Origin of the sequence: Deinococcus gobiensis I-0 (assembly GCF_000252445.1) — a bacterium.
In the GTDB taxonomy this organism is placed as follows: Bacteria; Deinococcota; Deinococci; order Deinococcales; family Deinococcaceae; genus Deinococcus; species Deinococcus gobiensis.
In genome coordinates this window covers 512,473-534,044 of sequence record NC_017790.1, presented here as the reverse complement: position 1 = coordinate 534,044, position 21,572 = coordinate 512,473, and the positions used below count along the sequence as shown (strand labels likewise).

Genomic DNA, 21,572 nt, shown 5'->3' with positions numbered 1-21,572 from the left:
CCGCCTTTGCCTGCAGCCCCTACTTCTTTCTGGGCTGGGGGTCTTCGATGGCCACGCTCGCCATCAGCACGACCTTGTCGCCGTCCTGCTCGACCTCCACACTGCTGTTGCCGGCCGGAAAGTACCGCCGCACGACTTCCAGCAGGTCGTTGCGCAGGGCCTCGACCTTGCCGGGCGGGATCTTGGCGCGGTCGTAGGCCAGCACCAGTTCCAGGCGGTCCTTGAGGGTCTCCTTGCTGCGCCGGCCCTTCATCCAGGAGAACATCTCACGCCCCTCCGCCGAACAGCCGCTTCAGGGCGGCCCAGAACCCCTTGTCCTCCTCGAACTTGGGATAGGGCACGTCCTCGCCGCGCAACCTGCGGGCCGTCGCCATGAAGGCCTCGCCCGCCTTGGTCTTGCCGAGCACCGCCGGCTCGCCCACGTTGGTCGAGACGATGATGCCCTCGTCCTCGGGGATGATCCCGATGGGCTTGACGCCCAGGATGTCGAGCATGTCGGCCTCGCTGAGCATGTTGCCGCTGGCGACCATCTTGGGCCGCAGGCGGTTGATGACCAGCCGGATCTCGCTGACCTGCTGCGCTTCGAGCAGGCCGATGATGCGGTCGGCGTCACGCACGCTGGAGACCTCGGGGTTCACGACCACCAGCGCGCCCTGGGCGGGAGCGGCGGCCGTCCGGAACCCCGACTCGATGCCGGCCGGGCTGTCGATCAGCACGCGGTCGAAGCCTTCGTCCTGCACCAGCCCGCGCACGACGTCCTTGAAGACCTCGGGGTCCAGGGCGTCCTTGTCGCGGGTCTGGGAGGCGGGCAGCAGGTACAGGTTCTCGACCCGCTTGTCGCGGATGAGGGCCTGCCCCATGCGGCACTTGCCTTCCAGCACGTCCACGAGGTCGAAGACCACGCGCGATTCGAGGCCCATGACCACGTCGAGGTTACGCAGACCCACGTCCACGTCGATCACGACGACCTTTTCCCCCTGCTTGGCGAGGGCTGCCCCGATGTTGGCGGTGGTGGTGGTCTTGCCGACCCCACCTTTCCCCGACGTGACGACTATGACCTTGGCATCCATCTTCGCGAGTGTATCAGGGGAAGTTAAGGGCGTCGCCGTTGATCTTCAGACCGGCCGGGCGGACCGGAAAGCGGAAAAAGGACGTCGCAGCGGGAACACGGCGGGCGCGGCGCCGGCCTTGAGGGCCTCCGTCCCCGAGACCGTCCGCTCGCGACCACCCCAGGGCAGGCCGGCCCGCCCGGCTCCAGCCCTCCCCCAGTCTCAGGACTGCGCGGCGCGTTCCAGCCGCGACACCACGCGCTCACGGCCCAGGGCGGCGAGCAGGTCGGGCAGGTCGGGGCTTTCCATGGTGCCTGCGACGGCGGCGCGCACCGGGGGCATCACCTTGCCGAGCTTGAGCCCCTTCTCCTCGGCGTAGGCGTGGAACATCGCCTTGATCTCCCCGGCTCCGAAGGTCGGCAGGTTCTTGAGGCGCGCCGCCAGCGCAGGCAGCTCGGCCCGCCCACCGTCGATAGCCTTCTGCGCCTTCTCGTCCACCGGGTAATCCTCGGACCAGAAGTAGCCCGTCTTGTCCATGAACTCCGAGAAGACCTCGATGCGCGGCGTGAGCAGGCGCGCCACGGCGCGGAAATAGTCGTCCTCGGGCAGCTCGACCTTGCGCCCCGCCAGGAAGTCGTGCAGGCGGCGGGCCACCTCGTCTTCCGTCAGCACCTCGCGCAGGTACTTGCCGTTGTACCAGCGCAGCTTGGCGACATCAAAGACGGGGCCGCCCAGCGTCACGTCCTCCAGGCGGAACACGCGCTGGAACTCGGCGAGGTCGAAGATTTCCTGGCCGTCCGGGTGCGTCCAGCCCATCGTGGCGAGGAAGTTGAGCATGGCTTCGGGCAAGAAGCCCTCCTGCATGTACCACTCGACGCTGGTGGGGTTCTTGCGCTTGCTGATCTTGGACCTGTCGGCGTTGCGCAGCAGGGGCATGTGCGCCCACACCGGCTGCGGCCAGCCGAAGGCGGCGTACAGCAGGATGTGGATGGGCGTGGAAGTGATCCACTCCTCGGCGCGCACCACGTGGGTCACGCCCATCAGGCGGTCGTCCACGACGTTGGCGAGGTGGTAGGTCGGGAAGCCGTCGGCCTTGAGCAGCACCTTGTCGTCGATCTCGCGGTTCTGGAAATGGATGGGGTCGCGCAGCAGGTCGTTCACGACCGTCTCGCCTTCCTGCGGGGCCTTCAGGCGGATGACGGCCGCCTCGCCCGCGTCCACGCGGCGCTGGGCCTCCTCCGCTGACAGGTCGCGGCTGGGAATGGCGATGACATGCCCCTCCTGCTGGGCCTTCTCGCGCAGGGCCGACAGCTCCTCGGGCGTCTCGAAGGCGTAGTAGGCGTGCCCGGACGCGACGAGCTGCCGCGCATAGTCGCCGTACAGGTCGAAGCGCTCGGACTGGCGGTAGGGACCGTTCGGGCCGCCCTGGAGGGGACTCTCGTCGGGGGTGAGGCCCAGCCACTGCATCATCTGGAAGATGCGGCCCTCGCTGCTGGCGACGTAGCGCCCCCGGTCGGTGTCCTCGATGCGCAGGATGAACTTGCCGCCCGCCTGATGCGCGAGCGCGTAGTTGAACAGGCCGATATAGGCGGTGCCGACGTGCGGGTCGCCGGTCGGGCTGGGAGCGATGCGGGTCACGACTGACATGGAGGACAGGATAGGGGAAGTGGGGGAACAGGGCCCGCGCGGTCCGCTCCTTCTGCGTCGACAGCTGCGGCGCTCCACTCACCACGGCCCGCCCCCCACTGCCCACAATGAATGCCCCCATGACGCAGGCCCTGCCCTCTCCCACCCGCCAGACCGCCCTGGGCCTGGCGCGCGGCACGGCGGGCGGGCTGCTGCTGGGGCTGCCGGTCCTCATGACGATGGAGATGTGGCAGCACGGCGCGGCCCTGCCCTCCTGGAAGCTGCTGCTGTTCTACGGCGTCAATTTCCTGGTGCTGCTGATCCTGGAGTACTACAGCGGCTTTCAGGACGAGGAGACGGCGCTGGACGTGGTGCAGGACGCGGTGATCGCCGCCGGGATCGGGCTGATGGTGGCGGGCGCGCTGCTGTGGACCTTCGGGGTGGTCGGCCCGGACATGGGCGCGCGCGAGGTGGTCGGCAAGGTGGTCATCGAGAGCATTCCGGTGTCCATCGGGGCGAGCGTGGCGGCAGGGCAACTCGGCACCCGCAGCCCCCAGGGCGAGCGCAAGCGCCGTGAGGCGGGCGACTGGGGCACCCTCGCCATCGCGCTGGGGGGAGCGGTCGTGTTCGGCTTCAACGTGGCCCCCACCGAGGAACCCATGCTCATCGGGCTGATGATGTCCGACGTGCAGGCGCTCGCGCTGCTGCTCCTCGCGCTGGTGCAGACGCACGCCGTCGTATACGCCCTGGACTTCCGGGGCAGCGTGCCCATTCCCGAGGGCCGCAGTCCCCTGGGCGTCTTTTTCCACTCCAGCGTGGTGACGCTCGCCCTCTCGCTGCTCGTCGCCCTGTTCCTGCTGTGGGTGTTCGGGCGGATCGGCGCCGACACAGGCCTGCTGCCCACCGTCCACATGACCGTCGCCCTGGGCCTCGTGACCAGCCTGGGGGCCTCGGCGGCCAAACTTCTGCTGTGAGCGCGCCATGACCCGGAACCAGGACCAGAATCAGAACCAGGACCCGCAGGACAGCGGCCCGTCTCCCACCCGCCGCGCCCCGGGCGCCCTGGAATGGACGGCCAGCGGCCTGGCGCTGCTGCTCATCGCCTCCGCCCTGGGTTACCTCGTGTGGGACGCGCTCCAGCCCACGCGGCCCATCGTTCTCCAGGTGACGCCAGGGCAGCTGGAACGCCGTATGGCGCGCTTCTACCAGCAGGTCGAGGTGCGCAACCTGGGCAGCGCGAGTACGGGGACGGTCCAGCTGCGCGGCACCCTGCGCCGCGACGGCGAGATCGTCGAGGAAGTGGCGGGCCAGCTCGACACGGTGCCGGCCGACTCGGCCCGCTCGACCACGCTGGTCTTCCGGGAGGACCCCGGCCGCGCCACGCTGAACCTGGACGTGGAAAGCTACGGCGAACCCTGAGCGGGAGGGGGCGACCCTCCCCCGCCCGGCCCGGACCTCAGCTCCAGTTCCAGACCGTCGGCTCGAACTCGTAGGAGCCGGGCGCGGCGCGGCGCAGGTGCCCGAGCGCCGGAAAGGGGAAGTGGTAACCGGTGACCCACAGCTTCTCGTCGGTGGCCCGCGCGAAGATGGCCTGCCGGGTGCGGGCCGCCTGCGCACCGTCGGCGTCGAAGCCCACATAGGCGCCCTCGTACTTGAGGGACAGCAAAAAGTGCCCCGCCGCGTCCCCGAAGACCATCAGGCCGGGGCCAGTGCCCACGCGCGCCAGCACGCTCAGGTGGTTGGCGGTGTGGCCGGGGGTGCTCACGCTCGTCAGCCCGGGCACGATCTCGGCGCCCGCCGCGATGAGGCGGAAACGGCCCTTCAGGGCGATCAGGTTGTTCTTGACGGCGTCGTTGGGGTTGGCCTGGGTGGTCCAGAAGTTGAACTCGGCCTCGCCCATGACGTGCTGCGCGTTCGTGAAGACCGGCTGCCCGTTCGCGGTCAGGCCGCCGATGTGGTCGCCGTGCCCATGCGTGATGAACACCGTGTTGATGCTCTGCGGAGTGATGCCCGCGCGGGCGAGATTGGCGACGAGCTGCCCGCCCGTGCCGCCTCGCCCCGTGTCGATCAGGGTGCGCCGGCCACCGATCTCGATGACCACCGGGTTGAAATGGTTGACCGTATTCGTGGCCGCCACGCCGTAGTCGGCCAGGGCGGCGGCAAATTCGCCCTGGCGGTCGGGGTTCGCGCCCCAGGTCGGCAGGAGGGCCGCCAGAGGGGCCGTGCCGTCGCTGACGACGGTCACGGTCATCTCTCCGAGCTGCTGGCGGTAGAAGCCGTTGCCGTTCATGGGGGCCATGGGGGCGGGCGGCGCGGCGGGGGTGGGCGCGGGCGCCGCCGGAGCCGTCTGGGCACGGGCGAGCGGCGCGGCCGCACTGGCGAGGCCGGCGGCGCCCAGCAGCTTCAGGGCGGCGCGGCGGGTGGGGGGCTGGGGAGCATCGGCGGGTTTCCGGTCACTCATGAGCAAAACCTCCTGATCGCGATTTCACCTGAACATTAAGTGAGCGAGGTAGAGGTTTGCCGCGAGCGGCGGGCACGCGCCTTGAGCCAGCCTTCAGGGTTGCACCCTCAGCGCTGCGGCGCAGGCACCGGCTCGTCGCGCCCACGCGCCACGTCGCGCACGCCCCGGCGCCCGAAGGCGTGGGCCAGCTCGCGCTCCGAGAGGCGCAGGGTGGTCGGGCGGCCGTGCGGGCAGGCCCAGGGCAGCTCGCAGGCCTCCAGGGCGGCCAGCACCGCTGCCCCGCGCGCATGGTCGAGCATCCCGGCCTTCAGGGCGGGGGCGCAGGCCAGGCGGCCCAGCACCTCGCGCCGGGGGTCGGGGCCCCCGCCCAGCGCCGTTTCCACGAGCTGCTCGTGCAGCCGGGGCACCGGCAGGGCGGCCAGGGCGGCGGGCACGGCCCGCAGCCGCGCCAGCCCCGCGCCGAAGTCCTCGATGTCCAGACCCCAGGCGCGCAGCTCGGGGCCGCGCTCGTGCAGCCGGGCCAGTTGCTCGGGCGTCAGATGCAGCAGCTCGGGTTCGGGCAGGGCGATGGGGCCGGCGGCGTGCAGCTCGCGGCCCAGGCGCTCGTACAGCACCCGCTCGTGCGCGGCGTGGGCATCCACCACCCACAGGTCGCCCTCGCCCTGCGCGAGCAGGTACAGCTCCTGGTACACGCCCACCAGCGTCAGCGCCGGAAAGTGGCCGCCGGGGCGCTCGGCCGCCGGGACGGGCGGCGCGCTCAAGGCCGGGGCCGCGCGCATGAGGGGATGCGCCGCGAGCGCCCCGGCCACCGCCGCGCGCACCCGCGCCGCGACCCCCGGCAGGTCGGCCAGCGCGACCACCTGCTTGGCCGGGTGGATGTTGGGGTCGTGGTCCTCGGGGGCCACCGTGAGGTTCAGGACGCACAGCGGCGCAGCCCCGGCGCCCAGCAGCTCGGCGAAGCCCTCGATGACGGCCTTTTCCAGCTCGGGCGGGGCCTGCACGGGTCGCCCGTTCACGCTGAAGTGCATGCGGTCGCGCCGCGTGCGCGTCAGCTCGGGCCGCGAGACGACGCCGCTGATCCCCGGCGCCTCGACCGCCATGACCCGGTTGGCGCTCAGGGGGCCGTAGACGCTGGCGACCGCCCCACGCGGGTCGGCGGGTGCGTGGGTCAGGCGGGGCTCGCCGTCTACCACCAGCCGCCACGAGAGGCCCGGATGGTGCAGCACGTAGCGCCCGAGCAGCGCCGTGATCTCGCGGACCTCGGCGGCGGGCGCGAGTTGCGTGCGCAGGCGCGCGGGCAGTTCGGCGAACAGGCGCGTGACGGTGACCGTCGTGCCCGCCGGGGCGGAGACGCGCGCGACCCGCGTGGCCTCGCCGTGCGCCCGGACCTCGCAGGCGCCGACCTGCGCGGCCGGCCGGGTGAGCAGGTGCAGCTCGCCCGCCTGGGCCGCCGCCCACAGCGCCTCGCCCCGGAAGCCCAGGGTGGTGACGCGCAGCGCCGCGCCATCCGGCGAGAGTTTGCTCGTCGCGTGCCGCTCGGCCGCGAGCGCCGCCGACGCCGCCGGGATGCCGCAGCCGTTGTCGCGCACCCGGATCAGGTCCAAGCCGCCGCCCGCGATGTCCAGTTCGATGCGGGTGGCCCCGGCGTCCAGCGCGTTGTCGAGCAGTTCGCGCACCACGTCGAGCGGGCGCGACACGACCTCCCCCGCCGCGATCAGGCGGGCGACCTGGGGCGGCAGGATCTGGATGGGGCGGGTGGGCAGGCTCATGGGCGTTCTGTTGCCAGCATATCGCGGCCCGGCCGGGCAACCGTGAGGGCCAGAGCAGTTCTCCGAATGACGGCGTCCGTCCTACTCGTCCAAATCCACTTGCTGTGCTCGGCCAAAAGCATGGGTCGCTTTCGTCAGATGCTCTCTCCGTCCGCCTCCAGCAGCTCGACCTGTCGCCCGTCGGGGTCGAGCACGAAGGCCATATCGCGCCCACCAGGGCTGGGTTGCAAATCGCGGGTCACGGGGACGCCCGCCGCGCGCAGATCGGGCAGCAGGGCGCGCAGGCCCCGGACATGCACGGCGACGTGTTCGGCCCAGTGGGGGTGCGGCGCAGGTGCCTCGCCCGCGACCCCGAAGAATTGCAGGCGGCCCTCGCCCAGCCGCAGGACGGCGCGCCGGTGGCCCTCGGCGGTCACGAGGTCCTTTTCGGTCACGCCGCCCAGGCGCGCGTAGAAGGCGAGGGCGGCGCCCACGTCACGGGACAGGAAGGAGACGTGCTTGAGCATGGGCGCAGGGTAGCGCGGACAATGGACACATCCATGTCCTCTCCCTACCTCCTGACTGCCCCCGCCCCCTGGACCCTGCGCGGCCGGGGCTGGCTCGCGCTCTATCGCCTGCGCCCGGCCGGGGTGGGGGCCCTGCTGCTCGTGCGCTACGCCGCCTCGCCGGTCGGACCCTACGACGAGCTGATGTGGGTGGAGGCGCCCATCGCCACGCCGGCCGGGGGCCGCCCCAGCATCCGGCGCATCGTGGTGAGCACGGCCGCGAGCGTGACCTGGGGCCGGCGCAACTGGGCCATTCCCAAGGCGCAGGCCAGCTTCGACTGGTCAGTCCCCGGGCAGGTGCGCGTGACGGACGCGGACGGCGAGCCCTATGCCCACCTCGCCTTTCGCCGTGCCGGCCCCGACCTCCCGGTGAATGCCGCGTGGCTGCCCCGCGCGTGGCGCACCGTCGCGCAGCCTGCGCTGGATGGCCGCCCGGACTGGCTGCTGACGACCATCGGCGGAACGGCCCAGGCCTCAGCGGCCCGGATGACCGTGCTGCACACCGACGGGCTACGGCCCGAGCTGTCGCGGCAGCGGCCTCTGCTCAGCCTGGGGTTTACCGAGATCGGGCTGCACTTCCCGGAACCCGATCTCTGGCCCACTCCCAGAAAAGGGTGAACCGACAACATCAAGCATGAAAAAACCGCCCTCTCAGACGGTGTTGAGAAAACTATAACGCGGTATGCAGGCAACGTCAAATCTATGCTCCGCATTCCCGGCCCACGCCCGGCCTGACCGCTTGGTCGGGGTAAAACATCCCCGGAGCGCGGTGGGATAGTACGGGCATGGAATACCGCAAGTTACAGGGCACGGACCTGACCCTGAGCGCCGTGGGCTTCGGCGTCTGGACGGTCGGCACGACCTGGTGGGGCGTCAAGGACGAGGCGATGGGCAAACGCCTGCTGCGTCAGGCCTTCGACCTGGGCATCACCTTCTTCGACAACGGCGACACCTACGCCTCGGGCCGCGCCGAGGAGCTTCAGCGCGAGGCCCTGGGAGACGTGCGCGAGAAGATCGTCATCGGCACGAAGTTCGGCTACGACATCTACAACAACCCCGAGCGCCCGGGCCAGCAGGAGCGCCCGCACGACTGGACGCCCGCGTACATGCGCAGGGCGCTGGAAGGCAGCCTCAAGCGCCTGGGCACCGACTACATCGACTACTACCAGCTGCACAACTGCCGCGTCGAGGCGATCCGCAAAGACGACCTGTGGGCCGAGCTGGAGAAGGCGAAGGCCGAGGGCCTGATCCGCGCCTACGGCACCGCGCTGGGACCGGCGCTGAACGAACGCCAGATCGAGGAAGGCGTCGCCTCTGTCCGCGAGCGCCGCGCGCCCACCCAGATCATCTACAACCTGCTGGAGCAGGTGCTGGGCGAGCAGATCCTGCCGGTCGCCGAGGCCGAGGGCGTGGGCGTGATGGCCCGCGTGCCGCACGCCTCGGGGCTGCTGGAAGGCTACATGACGCTGGACACCGAGTTCGAGCCCGGCGACCACCGCAACTGGCGCATGACCACCAACGCCAAGCGCAAGGCCTGGATGGAAGACGGCCTGAAGAAGGTCGAGCAACTGAACGCCGAGTTCGTCGAGGGCCGGGGCCGCACCATCGGACAGCTCGCCCTGCAGTTCGCGCTGCACTCGCCGGCGATGGGCACGGTGCTGCCCAACATCTACGCCGAGGGGGGCCTGCGCGAGTACGCCGCGACCTTCGGAGCCGCGCCGCTGACCGCCGAGGAGTACGGCGCGATTCAGGCGCTGTACCGGGAGAACTTCGGCCTGACGCACGACCTGCGCGGCCAGGAGATCGCCAAGGTGGAGGCGGTCCAGTGAGCGGCGAGCGAGAGCACGGCGGGCCGACGCCCCCCCAGCAGACCGAGGCCACGCCGCCCGGTGCCGGTGCCCGGCCGGCCGGCGCGTCCCCGGCCGGTGCCCCTGCCGGGGGCCGTCCCGGACGCCCGAAGATGATGGTGGACCTCGATCCCAGCGGGCAGGTCACGGGGCGCGAGCCGGACCGCGCCAACCGGCAGTTCCTGAACTACGCCTTCTACAAGCTCGACCCCGCTTTCCGGCGGCTGCCCCAGGCCGAGCGCGACGAGCTGAAGGCCGAGTTCCAGGCCGCCGTGGAGGGCTGGACCGAGGACGCCCCGGCCGAGAAGGGCCTGATCCAGCGCACCTACTCGCTGGTGGGCCTGCGCGGCGACGTGGACTTCATGCTGTGGCGCATCGCCTTCGACGTGCGCGAGTTCCAGGAGGCCCAGGCCCGCCTGAACCGCACCCGCCTGATGGGCTACCTCACGCAGCCCTACCACTACACCGCCATGCAGAAACGCAGCCAGTACGTCAACCGCATCGAAGGTTCGGGACACGGCCTGGAGATCCTGCCGGGGCAGGGCAAGTATCTGTTCATCTACCCCTTCATCAAGACGCGGGCGTGGTACGACCTCTCGCCGCACTCGCGCCAGGGCATGATGGACGAGCACATCTATGCGTCGGGGCCGTTCAAGGGCGTGCGCATCAACACGAGCTACTCCTACGGCATCGACGACCAGGAGTTCGTGGTGAGTTTCGACAGCGACTACCCCCAGGAATTCGTGGACCTCGTGGGCCGGCTGCGCTACACCGAGGCGAGCATGTACACCCTGCGTGACGTGCCCATGTTCACCTGCGTGAAGAAGGACCTGAGCGGGGTCCTGACCGACCTGGGCTGAAGCCGGACCGGCGAGCGGGCGGTGGAGGCGCGGGGCCGTCCACGCCCGCTTTCCCGTTCCGGAGGCGGGCGTCTCCGCCTCCCGCCGGAGCAACGCTTTCCTCTGCAGGACTTGACTTTATCTACCTATAGGTAGATAGTTAGGCGAACTGCCGCTTTCCCCCGCCATACCCAAGGAGCCTGAGATGACCACCACCCCCGACCTCGCCACCAAAGCCCGCCGCCTGCTCGACCTGCACACCGCCCCCGAGATCCTGACCCTCGCCAACGTCTGGGACGTGGTGTCGGCTCAGGTCGTGGCCGACGTGCCCGGCGTGCAGGCCCTGGCGACCGCGAGCCACTCCATCGCCTCGACCTTCGGCTATCCCGACGGCGAGCACATCCCGCTCGACCTGCACCTCGACATGGTGCGGCGCATCGTGGCCGCGGTGGACCTGCCCGTCTCGATGGACCTCGAAGCCGGGTACGGCAACGCGGGCGAGACGGCGCGCCGGGCCATTGAGGCCGGCGTGGTCGGCGGCAACCTCGAGGACCAGATGCGCCCGCTGGACGAGGCCGTGGACGCCGTGCGCGCCGTGATGGCCGCCGGACGCGCCGCCGGGATCGAGTTCGTGCTCAACGCCCGCACCGACGCCGTGGCCCGCGCCGACGCGAGCACCCCGCGCGACGACGTGCTGGCCGAAGCCATCCGGCGGGGCCAGGCCTTCCTGGAAGCGGGCGCGCCCGTGGTCTTCGTGCCCGGCCTGATCGCGCGCGACGAAATCGCGCAGGTCGCGCGGGCGCTCGGGCACAACCGCCTGACCGTCATCAGCGTGCCGGGCAAGAGCCTGAGCGCCAGCGAGTTGCAGGCGCTGGGCGTGGCGCGCGTCTCGACCGGCCCCTTCACGCAGCGTGTGGCCCTCACCGCCCTTCAGGACGCGGCCAAGGCCCTGGTCGGCGGCGGCACCCTGCCCGCAGACACCCGCGCGCTGAACTGAGTCGGTGCCGAGCCGCGCCCCGCCCGCGTGGTGGGGCGCGCTCTTTTGTCACCTACCCGAAATAACCGCTGCGCCGCAAGAAGGTCTGCGGGTCGTGCAGGGGGAGGTCCAGCAGCTCCCGCAGGACGCCCGCCCGGTCGCGGTCCCGCTCGTGGTACGCCTGCACGATCTGCGACCCGAGAAAATAGCCCAGGTCGGCGGGTTCTGCTCCGGCCTGCTCGCCCTGGTACAGCCAGCGTTCCAGAGGGGCCCCGGCAGCCAGGTCGGCCTGGAAGCGCCGGCGCAGTTCGGCCTCGTGACGCAGACCGTACCCGTACAGGTGGGCGTTGATGGTGTCTCCGGCGACGATGCGGCCCAGATACTCGGCGGCGCCCTCCGCCAGCACGGCTTGCAGCAGGGTCAGGTCCTCCACCCTCACCTCGGGCTGAAGCGTGTGGATCAGTTCGTGGGCCACCACACCGGGCAATGCGGCCGCCGGATGAAGGACTCTGCGCTGCCAGGCACTCAGGCTGCCGTTCGCGGCGTGCGGTCCGCCGCAGAAGAAATCCAGGCCGACGACCGCGAAGCGCCGCCCACCTGTCCGGCCCAGTGTGCCGCCCCGGCCGAGCGCCCCCACGGCCACATAGAGATCGGCCTCCAGCTCGGGGAACAGGCCGGACAGCCGCTCCAGCACGGCTTCGAGCCGCGCGGGCAAGGTCCGGATGACCTGCAGCGACTCGGCCCGGATGCTCACGTAATAGTCCCGGTGGGCCCGCAGCGCCCCCAGGAGCGCTCCCGACGCGTCCTCGTCCCCCGGCAGGAGCGCCCGCAGCCCCACCGTTCCCGGCTCCAGATACACCTGCCGGAGCCGGGCGGCCATGTCCGGGGCGCCCAGACGGTTCCCCGGCCCGAACGCCTCCCAGAAGCGCGGAACGTCTCCAGTGACCAGCCGCACACCCACCGCTCTACACCTCCACCCCGTCCAGGCTCGCCACGCCGTGCTTCAGGGCGTACAGCGCGGCCTGGGTGCGGCTGTCCAGGCCCAGTTTGCTCAGCAGGCGCGAGACGTGGGTCTTGACCGTCGCCTCGGAGACCCCCTGATCGGCGGCGATGTCGCGGTTGCTGTGCCCGCGCGCCAGCAGTTGCAGCACGATGGTCTCCTTGGGCGTCAGGCTCTCGCGCATCTCGCCGCCCCGGAAATCGCGCACGAGCCGCTTGGCCGCCTCGGGGTGCAGCCGCACTTCACCGCGCGCGGCGGCGTGGATGGCGTCGGCCAATGTGTCCGACGACGCATCCTTGAGCATGTAGCTGATGGCCCCGGCCTCGATGGCGCCGTTCACCTTGTGTTCCTCCAGGGTGGAAGTCAGGGCGATGACCTCGGTGTCGGGGTGGGCGCGGCGCAGCTGCCGGGTCGCGGCGATGCCGTCCATCACGGGCATCATCAGGTCCATGACGACCACGTCGGGGTGCAGGCGCCCGGCCTCGGCCAGGGCTTCCTCGCCGTTGCTGGCCTCACCCACCACCTCGATGTGCTCGTCGAGGCCCAGGAACAGGCGCAGGCCCTGGCGCACGACGGCGTGGTCGTCCACCAGCAGGACGCGGACGGTGGGGACGGCTGCGGCGGAATCAGATGCGGCGGAATCGGTCATGGCTGGTCCTCCTGGGACGGCGCGCGAAGGGTGAAGTTGCCCGGCGGGGCGTCCACGAACACGTCGAGGTCGGGGGCGGTGGCGGGCGGCGTGCCGGGCGGCAGCACCAGGGTCTCGCGGCCGGTGAAGCGCACCCGCACCCGCAGCCCGGCGGGCACGCCCAGGGTGACCTCGCCGCTCTGGGTGCGGATGTCGAGGTTACCGGACGTGCCGCTCAGGGCCGTGACCTCCACGTCGCCGCTCTGGGTGGTCACGCTGCCCCGGTTGACCCTTGCGGGCAGCGTGAGGGTCACGTCGCCGCCCAGCGTGCCGGCACTCAGGGCGTCGAGGCGCGCGCCGCCCAGCGCGAGCTTCAGGTCGCCCGACTGCCCGTTGACCCGCAGCGCCTCAGGCGAGGCCCCCGGCCCGGCCGAGACCTGCACCTCGCCGCGCCGGGTGATCAGGGCGAGCGGGCCGCCGGGCTGCGCGGGCAGGGTCAGGGTCAGGTCGCCGCTGTCGCTGCGGGCGGTCAGGGCGCGCAGGCGCAGCCCGCGCAGGTCGAGCCGCTGGTCCCCGCCCGAGGTCAGGGTGCCCAGGGTGAGGGGCACGGCGCGGCTCAGCCCCACGCTCAGGGTGTGCTGCACCGGCTCGGGCGCGACGACCCCGCCGCGTTGCAGGTCCTTGACGTACAGCGACAGGTCGGCCTGCACCGCGCGGCCCTCGCGGCCGACCGACACGCCCAGCGGGTTGCGGCGGCGGTGCCGGGCCTCGCCGCGCAGCAGGTCCGGGCTGCCGGCGGCCAGCGGCGAGACGTTCAGGTCGCTGCGGTCGCCCGCGAGGTTCACGGTGGCCGCGTCCGCGTAGTCCAGGGGCAGCGGCCCGTCGAGCGGCACCTCGGCCGGGGTCGTGACCGTCTCCAGACCGGGGGTGGGCCGCCAGTCCAGGCCCTGCCACACGAGCAGCCCCCCTGCCGACGCGAGCGCCAGCCCCAGCGCCATGCGCGCGAGGACCGGCAGCAGCGGCCGGGGGGGCGGCAGGATCACGCGCGCTCCCGCGATTCGGCCGGAGCGGCGGGCAGGGTCAGCACGACGGCCGTACCCTCGCCCGGGGCGCTGCTCACCCGCAGGGCGCCGCCCACCCCGGCGGCGCGCTCGCGCATGCTGCGCTGGCCAAGGGTGCCGCGCCCCGCCGCCGCCGTGTCGAAGCCGCGCCCGTCGTCGCGCACCTCCAGGCGCACCTCGTCGCCCTCCTCACGCAGCGAGAGCCACACCGCCCCCGCCCGCGCGTGCTTGACCACGTTGTGCAGGGCTTCCTGGGCCACACGGTAGGCAGCGGCCTGGGTGTCGGGCGTCAGGGACGGCTCGGCCCCCAGCTCGGCGTGGACACTCAGGCCGTGTCGGGCCTCCAGGGCGTGGGCGTGCTGCGAGAGGGCCGCGACCAGCCCACCTTCCTCCAGCGCGTCGGGGCGCAGCGAGAACAGCAGCGCCTTCATCTCCGAGACGCCGCCCTCGGCCAGCCGGATGGTGTAGTCCAGGCTCGCGCGGGTGCGGACCGGGTCGCGCTCCAGGGTGGCGCGCGCCGTCTTGGCCCCCAAGGTGATGCCGTAGAGCGCCTGCGCCACGCTGTCGTGCAGCTCGCGGGCCAGCCGGGCGCGCTCCTGCTCGCCGGCCCGCGCGCCCGCCCGCTCGATGAGTTCGGCGGCGTGCAACGCGGTGCCCGCGTGGTCGGCGATGCTCAGCAGGAAGGCCAGTTCGTCGGGCCCCGGCCGCCGGCCCGGTGCGTACACGGCCCGCAGCGTGCCGCCCCCCACCCCGGAGGAGATGGGCAGCGTGACCGGCAACAGGGCCAGCGTGCCCCCGCCCCCCAGGGTCCGCACGACGGCCCCGCCCGAGAGGGGCACGCCGCCCCCCATGTCCGGATCGGCGAGGTCGTCGCCGGGTTCCAGAGGCGCGCCGCTCAGGGCCCGCAGCGCGCCGCCGGGAGCCGCGAGCGCGACCGTGCGGGCGGTGCTCGCGGCGCGGGCCTGGTCGGTCAGGTCGCGCAGGGTGGCGTTCAGGTCGTCGCCCAGCGCGACCCGCCCGGCGGCGCGGCGCAACGCCAGCACCTCGCGCCGCGCCGCCTCGCTGGCCCCCCCCTGCGAGAGCAGCGCGCCTGCCAGCCGCCCCCACATCCGGCCCATCAGGTTCAGGACGCCCGTACCCACCACCACCGCCCCCAGCCCCAGCAGCACCAGCCCGGCGACCGCCAGCGGCGTGGGCTGCGCGCTCAGGTTGCCCCAGGTCAGCAGGGCGGGCGAGACCCGTTCGGGAGCCGAGGCCCACAGCGGGGCGCTCAGGCCCACGGCGGCCACCGCCAGCAGCAGCCCCAGTACCAGCCAGCACAGCAGCGCCAGCGGCAGCTGCACGACGTGGAACAGCAGGGCGCGGTAGGTGTCGGGATCGCTGAGGGTCGCGCGCAGCCAGGGCAACACCCCGGTGTAGGCGGGGGCCAGCGCCGGGCGCACGAACCCCACGCCCAACAGCCCGGCCAGGACGCGCTGCACGTCGGCCAGGCCGCCCACCAGCCACAGCGCCCCCAGCAGCAGGGCCGCGCCCACCAGTACGGGCAGGCTCAGCAGCCCCGCGACCACGCCGCCGGTCAGCAGCGCCGCCGCCGCGCCGCCCACCGGCAGGGCCAGCAGCACGTACAGGGCCACCCGGTAGGTGTGCGGGTCGCCGAGGTCGCTCAGCGGCCCCTCGCGCCGCATCGCCCGCAGTTCGTCCCTCTCCTCCATCCAGCCCATCATGCGCCAGAGCCTAGGCGAGCAGGAGCGCAGGAACGTCCGCCGAAAGGGGGAACGGCAGAAGAACGACCTCAGCGCGGGGTGTCCACCAGGAGACGCACGTTCGGCTGCAGGGGGCCGGTCGCCCGCACCCGGCGCTCGGGGTACGGCTGGCCGTCACAGGCGGGGACCGCGTCCCGGCGCGCGGCCAGCGGCCAGAGACTCGCCACGGCGCGGGCTTCGATGTCCCAGGCCGCCACCGGCCCGAAGCTGCGGCTGTCCAGGCTGCCGCCGGGGCTGCGGTTGTCACCCATCACGAAATAGGTGCGGGGCGGCACCACGGTTTCGGGCAGGCCGGTGTGGTCCGGCGCCTGCGCGACCGTGTTCGCCAGCCGGCTGGCGCGGTCAGGGCACAGCGCTCCCCAGTAGCCCAGCACGCGCGGCTCGGCCACCGCCCGCCCGTTGACATACAGCCGCCCGGCACGCATGGCGACGCGGTCTCCGGGGACCCCCACCACCCGCTTGATCAGATCGGGACGGTAGGCCCAGGGCAGCGGCACCCCCCGGTAGTCGCGCCGCCACTCGGCCGCCAGGGTGCGCGGCGGCTTGAACACCACGAGGTCGCCCCGGTGGTACCCGCCCAGACGCAGCCGGTGCGCCCAGCCCTCGGCCTTGGGCAGCGCCAGCAGTTCGCCGTGGCGCAGGGTGGGCAGCATGCTGACCCCGTCCACCCGCACCGCCGAGGCCCCGAACTGGGTCAGCAGCAGGGCGAACAGTGCGGGCGAGAGCCAGTCGCGCCACAGCCGACGCCAGGACCGGCCGCTCATGGCCGCACCGGCTGCGTCTGGGCCGGGACCGGCAACGGCACATGTGTCAGGTGGGGCCGGACAGCGTAGGCCGCGCCGCCCAGCGCCGCCCCCAGCAGCAGCGTGCGCACGGTCAGGCCGCCCATATGGACCTGGGCCAGCCTCAGGGCCACACCCCAGACGGGACCGGCCGCGCGCAGGGCCTCGGCCCAGGCCGCCGCCTCGTCCAGTCCCCGCAGCCGGGCGTCGAGATGCTCGTGGTAGAGATGCGCGTACAGCTCGGCCCGCACGGCGCGCCGCCGCTCCGGCCACAGCAGCGCCGTCGCCCGGCCCAGGTAGGCGGCCACGCCGGGCGGCAGCTCCGCGCCCGGTTCCGCCCCCCTGCCCCCGCTCACCACAGGCTCCGCAGCGCCCGGTCGAAGGCCCGGTACTTCTCGCGCCGCCGTCCCAGTTCGGCGTGGCCTGCATCCGTCAGGGCATAGGTCCGGACCGGGGGGCCTCCCCGCGCGAGCTGCTCCTCTTGCGCCGCCAGGAAGCCGGAACGCTCCAGCCGGTGCAGCGCCGGGTACAGGCTACCCGCGTTGAGGGTGATCTCGCCGCCGGTCAGCACCTGCACCCGCTTGGCGACGTCCTGACCGTAGCCCCCCTCGCGCTCCAGCACGCTCAGCAGGATCAGGTCGAGATTGCCCTTGAAGAGATTGACATCCATATGGCTATCAGCTTTCGATATCAGGGTGTGATAGTAGTGAGTCTCAGTCCAGTCGGCTCAACTCCCCCACCGCCTGCCGCAGGGCGAAGCGGGTGTACAGGGGCCGCCACCCCGGCACCGTGCCCGCCCAGTCGCGGAATTGCCGGTCGTAGGCGGCCGCGCGGTGCAGCAGGGCCAGCGGCAGCGCCCGCCACAGCAGCGGGGTGGCGTCCGGGCAGCCCCAGCTCCCCAGAAAGGCTCCGGCCAGCGCGGTGTCCAGCCCGGCCAGCGACCGCACCGGCAGGCCGCCCCGCTGGGGGTGCAGCGCGAAGGCCAGGAACCACCCCGCGTCCATGAAGGGATGGGCCGCGCTGGCCGCCTCGCTCCAGTCGAACCACACGCTGCCCCGGGCGCCGCGCAGCGCGTTGCGCGGGTGGGCGTCGCCGTGCGCGGGCCGATCGGGCAGACCATGCGCCGCGAGGTCGCGCAGCAGGGCGCGCACACGCGGCCGCGCCCCCCGCAGGGCGTCCACCTCGGCCGCCGGCAGGCCCCAGCCCCGCAACGTCGCCGCATCGCCCAGCAGGTCCAGCACGGCCTCACCCGTCCGGTTCAGCGGCCACGCCGAGCAGCCCGCCGCCGCGAGGGCCACCGGATCGGCGCGCCGCTGAACATCGGCCAGCCGCGTCAGCGCCTGCGTCCAGGCCTCCAGATCAGGCACGCCGTCGAGCAGCTGCCCGCCCGACGCCACGAGCTGCGCCCCCACCTCCGGCCACGCGCCCAGCAGTGGCGGCGCCAGATCAGGCAGGGTGCGGGCCACCTCGGCCGTGACCGCCGCCTCGCGCCCGCCCTCACTGATTTTCAGGAAGGCGGGCCCTGTCGCCAGCGGCACTTCCCACACCGTATTGAGGTCGTGCATGGAGATGAAGGTGGGCGGACCGCTGCGCACCTGCCCGCACGCGGCCAGTTCGGTGTCCAGCCACGCGAGCGTGCGCGCGGGCCAGCCGGGACGCTGCCAGGGGCGGGCACCCGGGACGGGTTCCGGCAGGACCGGACTCCAGGCCATTCCCCCCGGGGCTTCCCCGGTCCGCGCCTGAAACTGCACGGTCCCGCCCAGGCCGAAGCGCGCCCCCAGATCGTGCAGCGGCCAGACCGGCAAGCCCCAGACCTCCAGCACCACCCCGGCGGGGTCGGCCCCGCGCGGAACATCGAGGACGGGCAGCGCCCCGCCCCGCCGCAGCACCCGCCGACCGTCAGGGTGCCAGAGGACGACCTCACAGGAAAGCGGCGGTAGACCGGACACGGGTCCGAGTCTAGCCGCCACTTCCGGGGCCGCCGGGCGAACTTCAGCCGGGAATGCGCAGGCGCTGGCCGGGCTGGATGAGATCGGGGTTGCTGATGTTGTTGTAGTGGGCGATCTTCTTGTATTCCATCGCGTCGCCGTAGTACTTCTGCGCGATGGCGCTCAGGCTGTCGCCGGGCTTGACGGTGTAGACCGTGTCGCCGGTCTGCTCGTCCTTCTCCTTGGCGAGGTCCTTGACCCCGGCGGCCACGCGCAGGCCGCTGGAGTCCACGCCGGCCACGCCGTCCACGTCGCGGGCGAGCTGTTCAGCGAGGCGCTTTTCGTGGTCGCTGTCCACCACGCCGCGCAGGATCACGCTCTTGCCGCTCTGGAGCACGTCGATGGGATCGTCGGCCAGTTCGCCGTTGCCGCGCAGGGCGGCCAGCACGGCCTTGGCGACGCGGCTGTTGTCCTCGGTGAGCTTGTCGCTCAGGTCGGTCTGGGCAGGCGACTTGGCAGGGGCCGGGGTGGGCGTGCTGGCAGGCGTCGCCGTCGCCGGGCCGGCGCTCTCCTGCACGATGTCGGGCATCTGGACCGGCCCGGTGTTCTCGTCGGCCGCCGGGGCCGCCTGCGTCTCGGTGACGGTCACGCCGCTCGTGTCCACGCTGCGCACGCCGCTGATGCCGCCCGCGACCGCGCTGATCAGGCCGACCAGCGACTGCCGGGGTACCTCACCGGTCACGGTCACGGTGCCGCCCTGCTCCTGGACCGCCAGCCCCAGGGGCGACAGCACCGAGTTCGCGTTGATGGCGTCCTTGACGCGCTCTGCCGTGTTCTTTCCGAAAGGCCACATGCCCGCAGCCTAAGCTCCTTTCCTGAAGATGTGACTGGCGTCACGTTGGGGCAATCTTCAGGGAGCGGTGGGGGGCAGCGGCGGCAGGGTGGGCGACTCGGCCCACAGCCGCAGCGCCGCTTCGGCCCGCGCGCCCAGCTCGCGCCGCGTCAGGTCCAGCAGCCCGGCGGTGCTGGCCGGCCGGCCGGAAAAGGCCGTCACGTAGGCCCGCAGCCACGCCCGGAAGGCCGCGTCCCCGACTTCGGCCCGCACCGCCTGGAGGGCGAGTGCGCCGCGCAGATAGGCCGTGCGGTCGAACAGTTCCTCGGCCGAGGTCGCGGGCAGGGGCCGGGTCGGGCGACCGGCGAGGCGGGCGTACCAGCCGGCCACGACCGCCCCGCCGTCCTCGCCCTGGGCCTGCGCCCACAGCAGTTCGGCGTAGGTGGCGAAGCCCTCGTTGAGCCACACGTCCGACCAGTCGGCCAGCACCACGCGGTCCCCGAACCACTGGTGCGCCGTCTCGTGGACGAGCACGCGCTCGTTGCTCGACTGCACCGGCATGGTGTTCAGGGTGGCGGTTTCCAGTGCGGGTACGCCGCTCTCGACGATGGCCGAGCCGTGCGCCGCAAAGGGGAAGGGGCCGAACCAGCCCGCGAGCACCTCCAGCACCTCGCCGGTCCGGCGATAGGGCGCGCGCACGGCCGTCTCCCGCGACCCGAGGCCGGCCGGAAAATAATCGCGCCGCACGACCGCCGCGCCGCCCACGCCGACCGGCACCGGGGGCGAGTCCACCCGCGCGAAGCGATTGACGTGGATCGCCAGCGCGTAGGTCGGAATGGGCACCGCCTGCTCGAAGGTGAAGGTGCGGCCCGCCGGGCTGTCGGCCACGCCCGTCTCCAGCCCACTGGCGGCGGCCGTGTACCCCGCCGGCACGGTGACGCGCACGGTGAAGGTCGCCGGGTCGGAGGGATGGTCGTTGACCGGCAGGAAGCCGCGCGTGCCCGCCGGTTCGCTCAGGGCATAGTTGGCCCCGCCCGCGCCGCCCTTGCCCGGCACCGCCTGCCAGCCGGTAGGCAGCAGGGCGTCGGGCACCTGGGCGGCCACCCCGGCGTAGCGCACGCTCAGGCGCGCCGCCTCGCCGGGGCGCAGCGGCGCGGGCAACGTGACCCGCAGCTTGCCCGCCGCCCGGTCGAGGGCGAAGGCCCGCACGGCGCCGTTCCAGCGCACCTCCTGCACCGCCGGCCCCAGGTAGTCCAGGGCGATGGCCGACAGGGGCCGCGTGGCCGCGAGCGTCAGCGTGACCTCGCCACTCAGTTCCAGCGTGCCGGGACGCGGCACCGTGAGGCGCAGGTCGTAGTGCCGCACGTCCAGCCCCGCCTGCCCCAGCGTGGGATAGATGCGGTCGCCGATGGGGGCTGCGCCCGGCAGCGGGGTCACGGGCGCGGCCGAGAGCAGCAGCGCCCCCAGGAAGGCGAGCGGCAGCGCGGCGCGCCGGGGGCTGGACACCTTCCCGGGCACCTTCAGATCGGGTAGTAGGCGCGGGGCTGGCCGCGCACGAAGTCGCGGGTGGGCACCCAGATCAGGGGATTGCGCTCCTCGACCTCGGGCGGCGGGCCGTAGCGCACCAGGCCCTCGACCTGCTCGAAGGGCACCCACTTGACCCCCACCACCTCGGGGTCGGTGGGCGCGAGGTCGCCGCTGAACGACGCCGTGAAACGCCCGAAATTGGCGTAGCACTCGTTGCGCGTGCCGGTGAGCAGCTCGCCCTCGATGAGGCTCACGAACATCAGGTCGGTGACGCGCAGGCCCGTCTCGACGAGGACCTGACGCACGGCGGCGTCGCCCAGCGTCTCGCCGGCGTTCGCCTTGCCGCCGGGCAGGCCGTAGAAGATGCTGCCGTCGTCCATGCGTTCCTCGACCAGCAGGAGTTGACCCTCGTGGACCAGGTAGACATGCGCGGCGCGCTTGATCGGCAGGGTGCGCGACAGGTGACTCATGTGCCGGCGAGTCTAGCGCCCGCTGCGGGGCGGGCGGCGGCGACGCCTTACTTTGTCGGGGGTGGTCCCTATGCCCTAGGGTCTCTCAAGATGACCTCAGCCCGGCAGGCGGCGGGGGCGGGTAGGCTCGGCGCATGACCAAACCCGACCGCGACGAGACCAGCTTCACGCCCGAAGTGGTGGACGAGGGCACTACCGGCGAACTCATTCAGGACAAGATGGCCGCCGAGGGCATCCTGCGCGCCGACACCGAGGACGACGCCAAGAACCCCAACGACCAGCCCGGCTTCGACGACGGCCTGCTGGGCGGCAGCGACTTCGAGGACCGTCAGGGCACCCCCAACAGCGCGATGGGCAGCGACCTGGGCGGCGCGTCGGCCGGCGGAGAGGGAGCCGAGCGCAGCGGCGGCGTGGACGGCGGCCCCGCGCGCAGTAGGCCCCTGCCCGGCACCGACCGCTGAGGAACGGA

24 protein-coding genes are annotated in these 21,572 nt (G+C 72.6%); 7 read left to right on the top strand and 17 right to left on the bottom strand.

Annotated features, from left to right (window positions below; genetic code table 11):
• Positions 1 to 19: 19 nt before the first annotated feature.
• From minE to gltX, 3 genes are all read right to left on the bottom strand, one after another.
• A complete protein-coding gene (minE, locus tag DGO_RS02575) occupies positions 20 to 265 on the bottom strand; it encodes a cell division topological specificity factor MinE (protein ID WP_014683923.1) in 246 nt (81 codons plus the stop codon).
• A 1-nt stretch (position 266) separates the two neighbouring features.
• Positions 267 to 1,070: a septum site-determining protein MinD gene (gene minD / locus DGO_RS02570; RefSeq protein ID WP_014683922.1), complete on the bottom strand. Its 804-nt coding sequence runs from the start codon at positions 1,068 to 1,070 to the stop codon at positions 267 to 269.
• 201 nt (positions 1,071 to 1,271) lie between these two features.
• Positions 1,272 to 2,696 carry a glutamate--tRNA ligase gene (gene gltX, locus DGO_RS02565; protein WP_014683921.1) on the bottom strand — a complete coding sequence of 475 codons (1,425 nt, stop codon included), beginning with the start codon at positions 2,694 to 2,696 and terminating at the stop codon, positions 1,272 to 1,274.
• A gap of 119 nt (positions 2,697 to 2,815) precedes the next feature.
• Between gltX and DGO_RS02560 the strand changes: the two genes are divergently transcribed.
• Together DGO_RS02560 and DGO_RS02555 are read left to right on the top strand one after the other, a co-directional pair.
• Entirely contained in the window at positions 2,816 to 3,649 is an 834-nt protein-coding gene (locus DGO_RS02560; RefSeq protein WP_014683920.1) for a TIGR02587 family membrane protein, read from the top strand.
• A 7-nt stretch (positions 3,650 to 3,656) separates the two neighbouring features.
• Entirely contained in the window at positions 3,657 to 4,094 is a 438-nt protein-coding gene (locus DGO_RS02555) for a hypothetical protein (protein WP_014683919.1), read from the top strand.
• Between the two features lie 37 nt (positions 4,095 to 4,131).
• Here the strand turns inward: DGO_RS02555 and DGO_RS02550 are convergent, their stop codons facing one another.
• The 3 genes from DGO_RS02550 to DGO_RS02540 all read right to left on the bottom strand — a co-directional run bounded on the left by DGO_RS02550 (position 4,132) and on the right by DGO_RS02540 (position 7,411).
• A complete protein-coding gene (locus DGO_RS02550) occupies positions 4,132 to 5,136 on the bottom strand; it encodes an MBL fold metallo-hydrolase (protein ID WP_145975233.1) in 1,005 nt (334 codons plus the stop codon).
• Positions 5,137 to 5,243: 107 nt separating this feature from the next.
• Positions 5,244 to 6,905, bottom strand: coding sequence for a DNA mismatch repair endonuclease MutL (mutL, locus tag DGO_RS02545; protein WP_043800748.1), 1,662 nt, complete (start codon positions 6,903 to 6,905; stop codon positions 5,244 to 5,246).
• Positions 6,906 to 7,039: 134 nt separating this feature from the next.
• Positions 7,040 to 7,411: a VOC family protein gene (locus DGO_RS02540; protein ID WP_014683916.1), complete on the bottom strand. Its 372-nt coding sequence runs from the start codon at positions 7,409 to 7,411 to the stop codon at positions 7,040 to 7,042.
• A 33-nt stretch (positions 7,412 to 7,444) separates the two neighbouring features.
• On the opposite strand from DGO_RS02540, the gene DGO_RS02535 reads away from it, so the two are divergent.
• The 4 genes from DGO_RS02535 (at position 7,445) to DGO_RS02520 (ending at position 11,133) form a co-directional block, all read left to right on the top strand.
• Positions 7,445 to 8,068 carry a hypothetical protein gene (locus tag DGO_RS02535; protein WP_193352024.1) on the top strand — a complete coding sequence of 208 codons (624 nt, stop codon included), beginning with the start codon at positions 7,445 to 7,447 and terminating at the stop codon, positions 8,066 to 8,068.
• A gap of 167 nt (positions 8,069 to 8,235) precedes the next feature.
• On the top strand, positions 8,236 to 9,279 hold the full coding sequence (locus DGO_RS02530) for an aldo/keto reductase (protein ID WP_014683914.1): 1,044 nt from the start codon (positions 8,236 to 8,238) through the stop codon (positions 9,277 to 9,279).
• A gap of 131 nt (positions 9,280 to 9,410) precedes the next feature.
• Positions 9,411 to 10,157: a chlorite dismutase family protein gene (locus DGO_RS02525; protein ID WP_014683913.1), complete on the top strand. Its 747-nt coding sequence runs from the start codon at positions 9,411 to 9,413 to the stop codon at positions 10,155 to 10,157.
• A gap of 184 nt (positions 10,158 to 10,341) precedes the next feature.
• Positions 10,342 to 11,133, top strand: a complete 792-nt coding sequence (locus tag DGO_RS02520) for an isocitrate lyase/PEP mutase family protein (RefSeq protein WP_043800743.1) — start codon at positions 10,342 to 10,344, stop codon at positions 11,131 to 11,133.
• A 52-nt stretch (positions 11,134 to 11,185) separates the two neighbouring features.
• Here the strand turns inward: DGO_RS02520 and DGO_RS02515 are convergent, their stop codons facing one another.
• From DGO_RS02515 to DGO_RS02460, 11 genes are all read right to left on the bottom strand, one after another.
• Positions 11,186 to 12,073 carry a DUF2268 domain-containing putative Zn-dependent protease gene (locus DGO_RS02515; RefSeq protein ID WP_043800739.1) on the bottom strand — a complete coding sequence of 296 codons (888 nt, stop codon included), beginning with the start codon at positions 12,071 to 12,073 and terminating at the stop codon, positions 11,186 to 11,188.
• A 4-nt stretch (positions 12,074 to 12,077) separates the two neighbouring features.
• Positions 12,078 to 12,761, bottom strand: coding sequence for a response regulator (locus DGO_RS02510; protein WP_050920653.1), 684 nt, complete (start codon positions 12,759 to 12,761; stop codon positions 12,078 to 12,080).
• Positions 12,758 to 13,783, bottom strand: a complete 1,026-nt coding sequence (locus DGO_RS02505; protein ID WP_043800737.1) for a DUF4097 family beta strand repeat-containing protein — start codon at positions 13,781 to 13,783, stop codon at positions 12,758 to 12,760. The genes DGO_RS02510 and DGO_RS02505 overlap by 4 nt, the downstream gene beginning before the upstream one ends.
• On the bottom strand, positions 13,780 to 15,525 hold the full coding sequence (locus DGO_RS02500) for a sensor histidine kinase (protein WP_043800732.1): 1,746 nt from the start codon (positions 15,523 to 15,525) through the stop codon (positions 13,780 to 13,782). The genes DGO_RS02505 and DGO_RS02500 overlap by 4 nt, the downstream gene beginning before the upstream one ends.
• 68 nt (positions 15,526 to 15,593) lie before the next feature.
• Positions 15,594 to 16,328 (bottom strand): signal peptidase I, encoded by a 735-nt coding sequence (gene lepB, locus DGO_RS02495; RefSeq protein ID WP_043800727.1) that lies wholly within the window; start codon positions 16,326 to 16,328, stop codon positions 15,594 to 15,596.
• Positions 16,325 to 16,702 (bottom strand): hypothetical protein, encoded by a 378-nt coding sequence (locus DGO_RS02490; RefSeq protein WP_169330984.1) that lies wholly within the window; start codon positions 16,700 to 16,702, stop codon positions 16,325 to 16,327. Before DGO_RS02490 ends, lepB begins: the two co-directional genes overlap by 4 nt.
• On the bottom strand, positions 16,699 to 17,016 hold the full coding sequence (locus DGO_RS02485) for a PadR family transcriptional regulator (protein WP_014683905.1): 318 nt from the start codon (positions 17,014 to 17,016) through the stop codon (positions 16,699 to 16,701). Before DGO_RS02485 ends, DGO_RS02490 begins: the two co-directional genes overlap by 4 nt.
• Positions 17,017 to 17,059: 43 nt before the next feature.
• On the bottom strand, positions 17,060 to 18,295 hold the full coding sequence (locus DGO_RS20885) for an aminoglycoside phosphotransferase family protein (RefSeq protein ID WP_145975232.1): 1,236 nt from the start codon (positions 18,293 to 18,295) through the stop codon (positions 17,060 to 17,062).
• A gap of 43 nt (positions 18,296 to 18,338) precedes the next feature.
• Positions 18,339 to 19,127, bottom strand: a complete 789-nt coding sequence (locus DGO_RS02470) for a BON domain-containing protein (protein ID WP_014683903.1) — start codon at positions 19,125 to 19,127, stop codon at positions 18,339 to 18,341.
• Positions 19,128 to 19,184: 57 nt separating this feature from the next.
• Positions 19,185 to 20,612, bottom strand: coding sequence for a M1 family metallopeptidase (locus tag DGO_RS02465; RefSeq protein WP_226991421.1), 1,428 nt, complete (start codon positions 20,610 to 20,612; stop codon positions 19,185 to 19,187).
• A 14-nt stretch (positions 20,613 to 20,626) separates the two neighbouring features.
• Positions 20,627 to 21,103: an NUDIX domain-containing protein gene (locus DGO_RS02460; RefSeq protein WP_014683901.1), complete on the bottom strand. Its 477-nt coding sequence runs from the start codon at positions 21,101 to 21,103 to the stop codon at positions 20,627 to 20,629.
• A gap of 134 nt (positions 21,104 to 21,237) precedes the next feature.
• Between DGO_RS02460 and DGO_RS02455 the strand changes: the two genes are divergently transcribed.
• Entirely contained in the window at positions 21,238 to 21,564 is a 327-nt protein-coding gene (locus DGO_RS02455; protein ID WP_014683900.1) for a hypothetical protein, read from the top strand.
• The last annotated feature ends 8 nt before the right edge of the window (positions 21,565 to 21,572 follow it).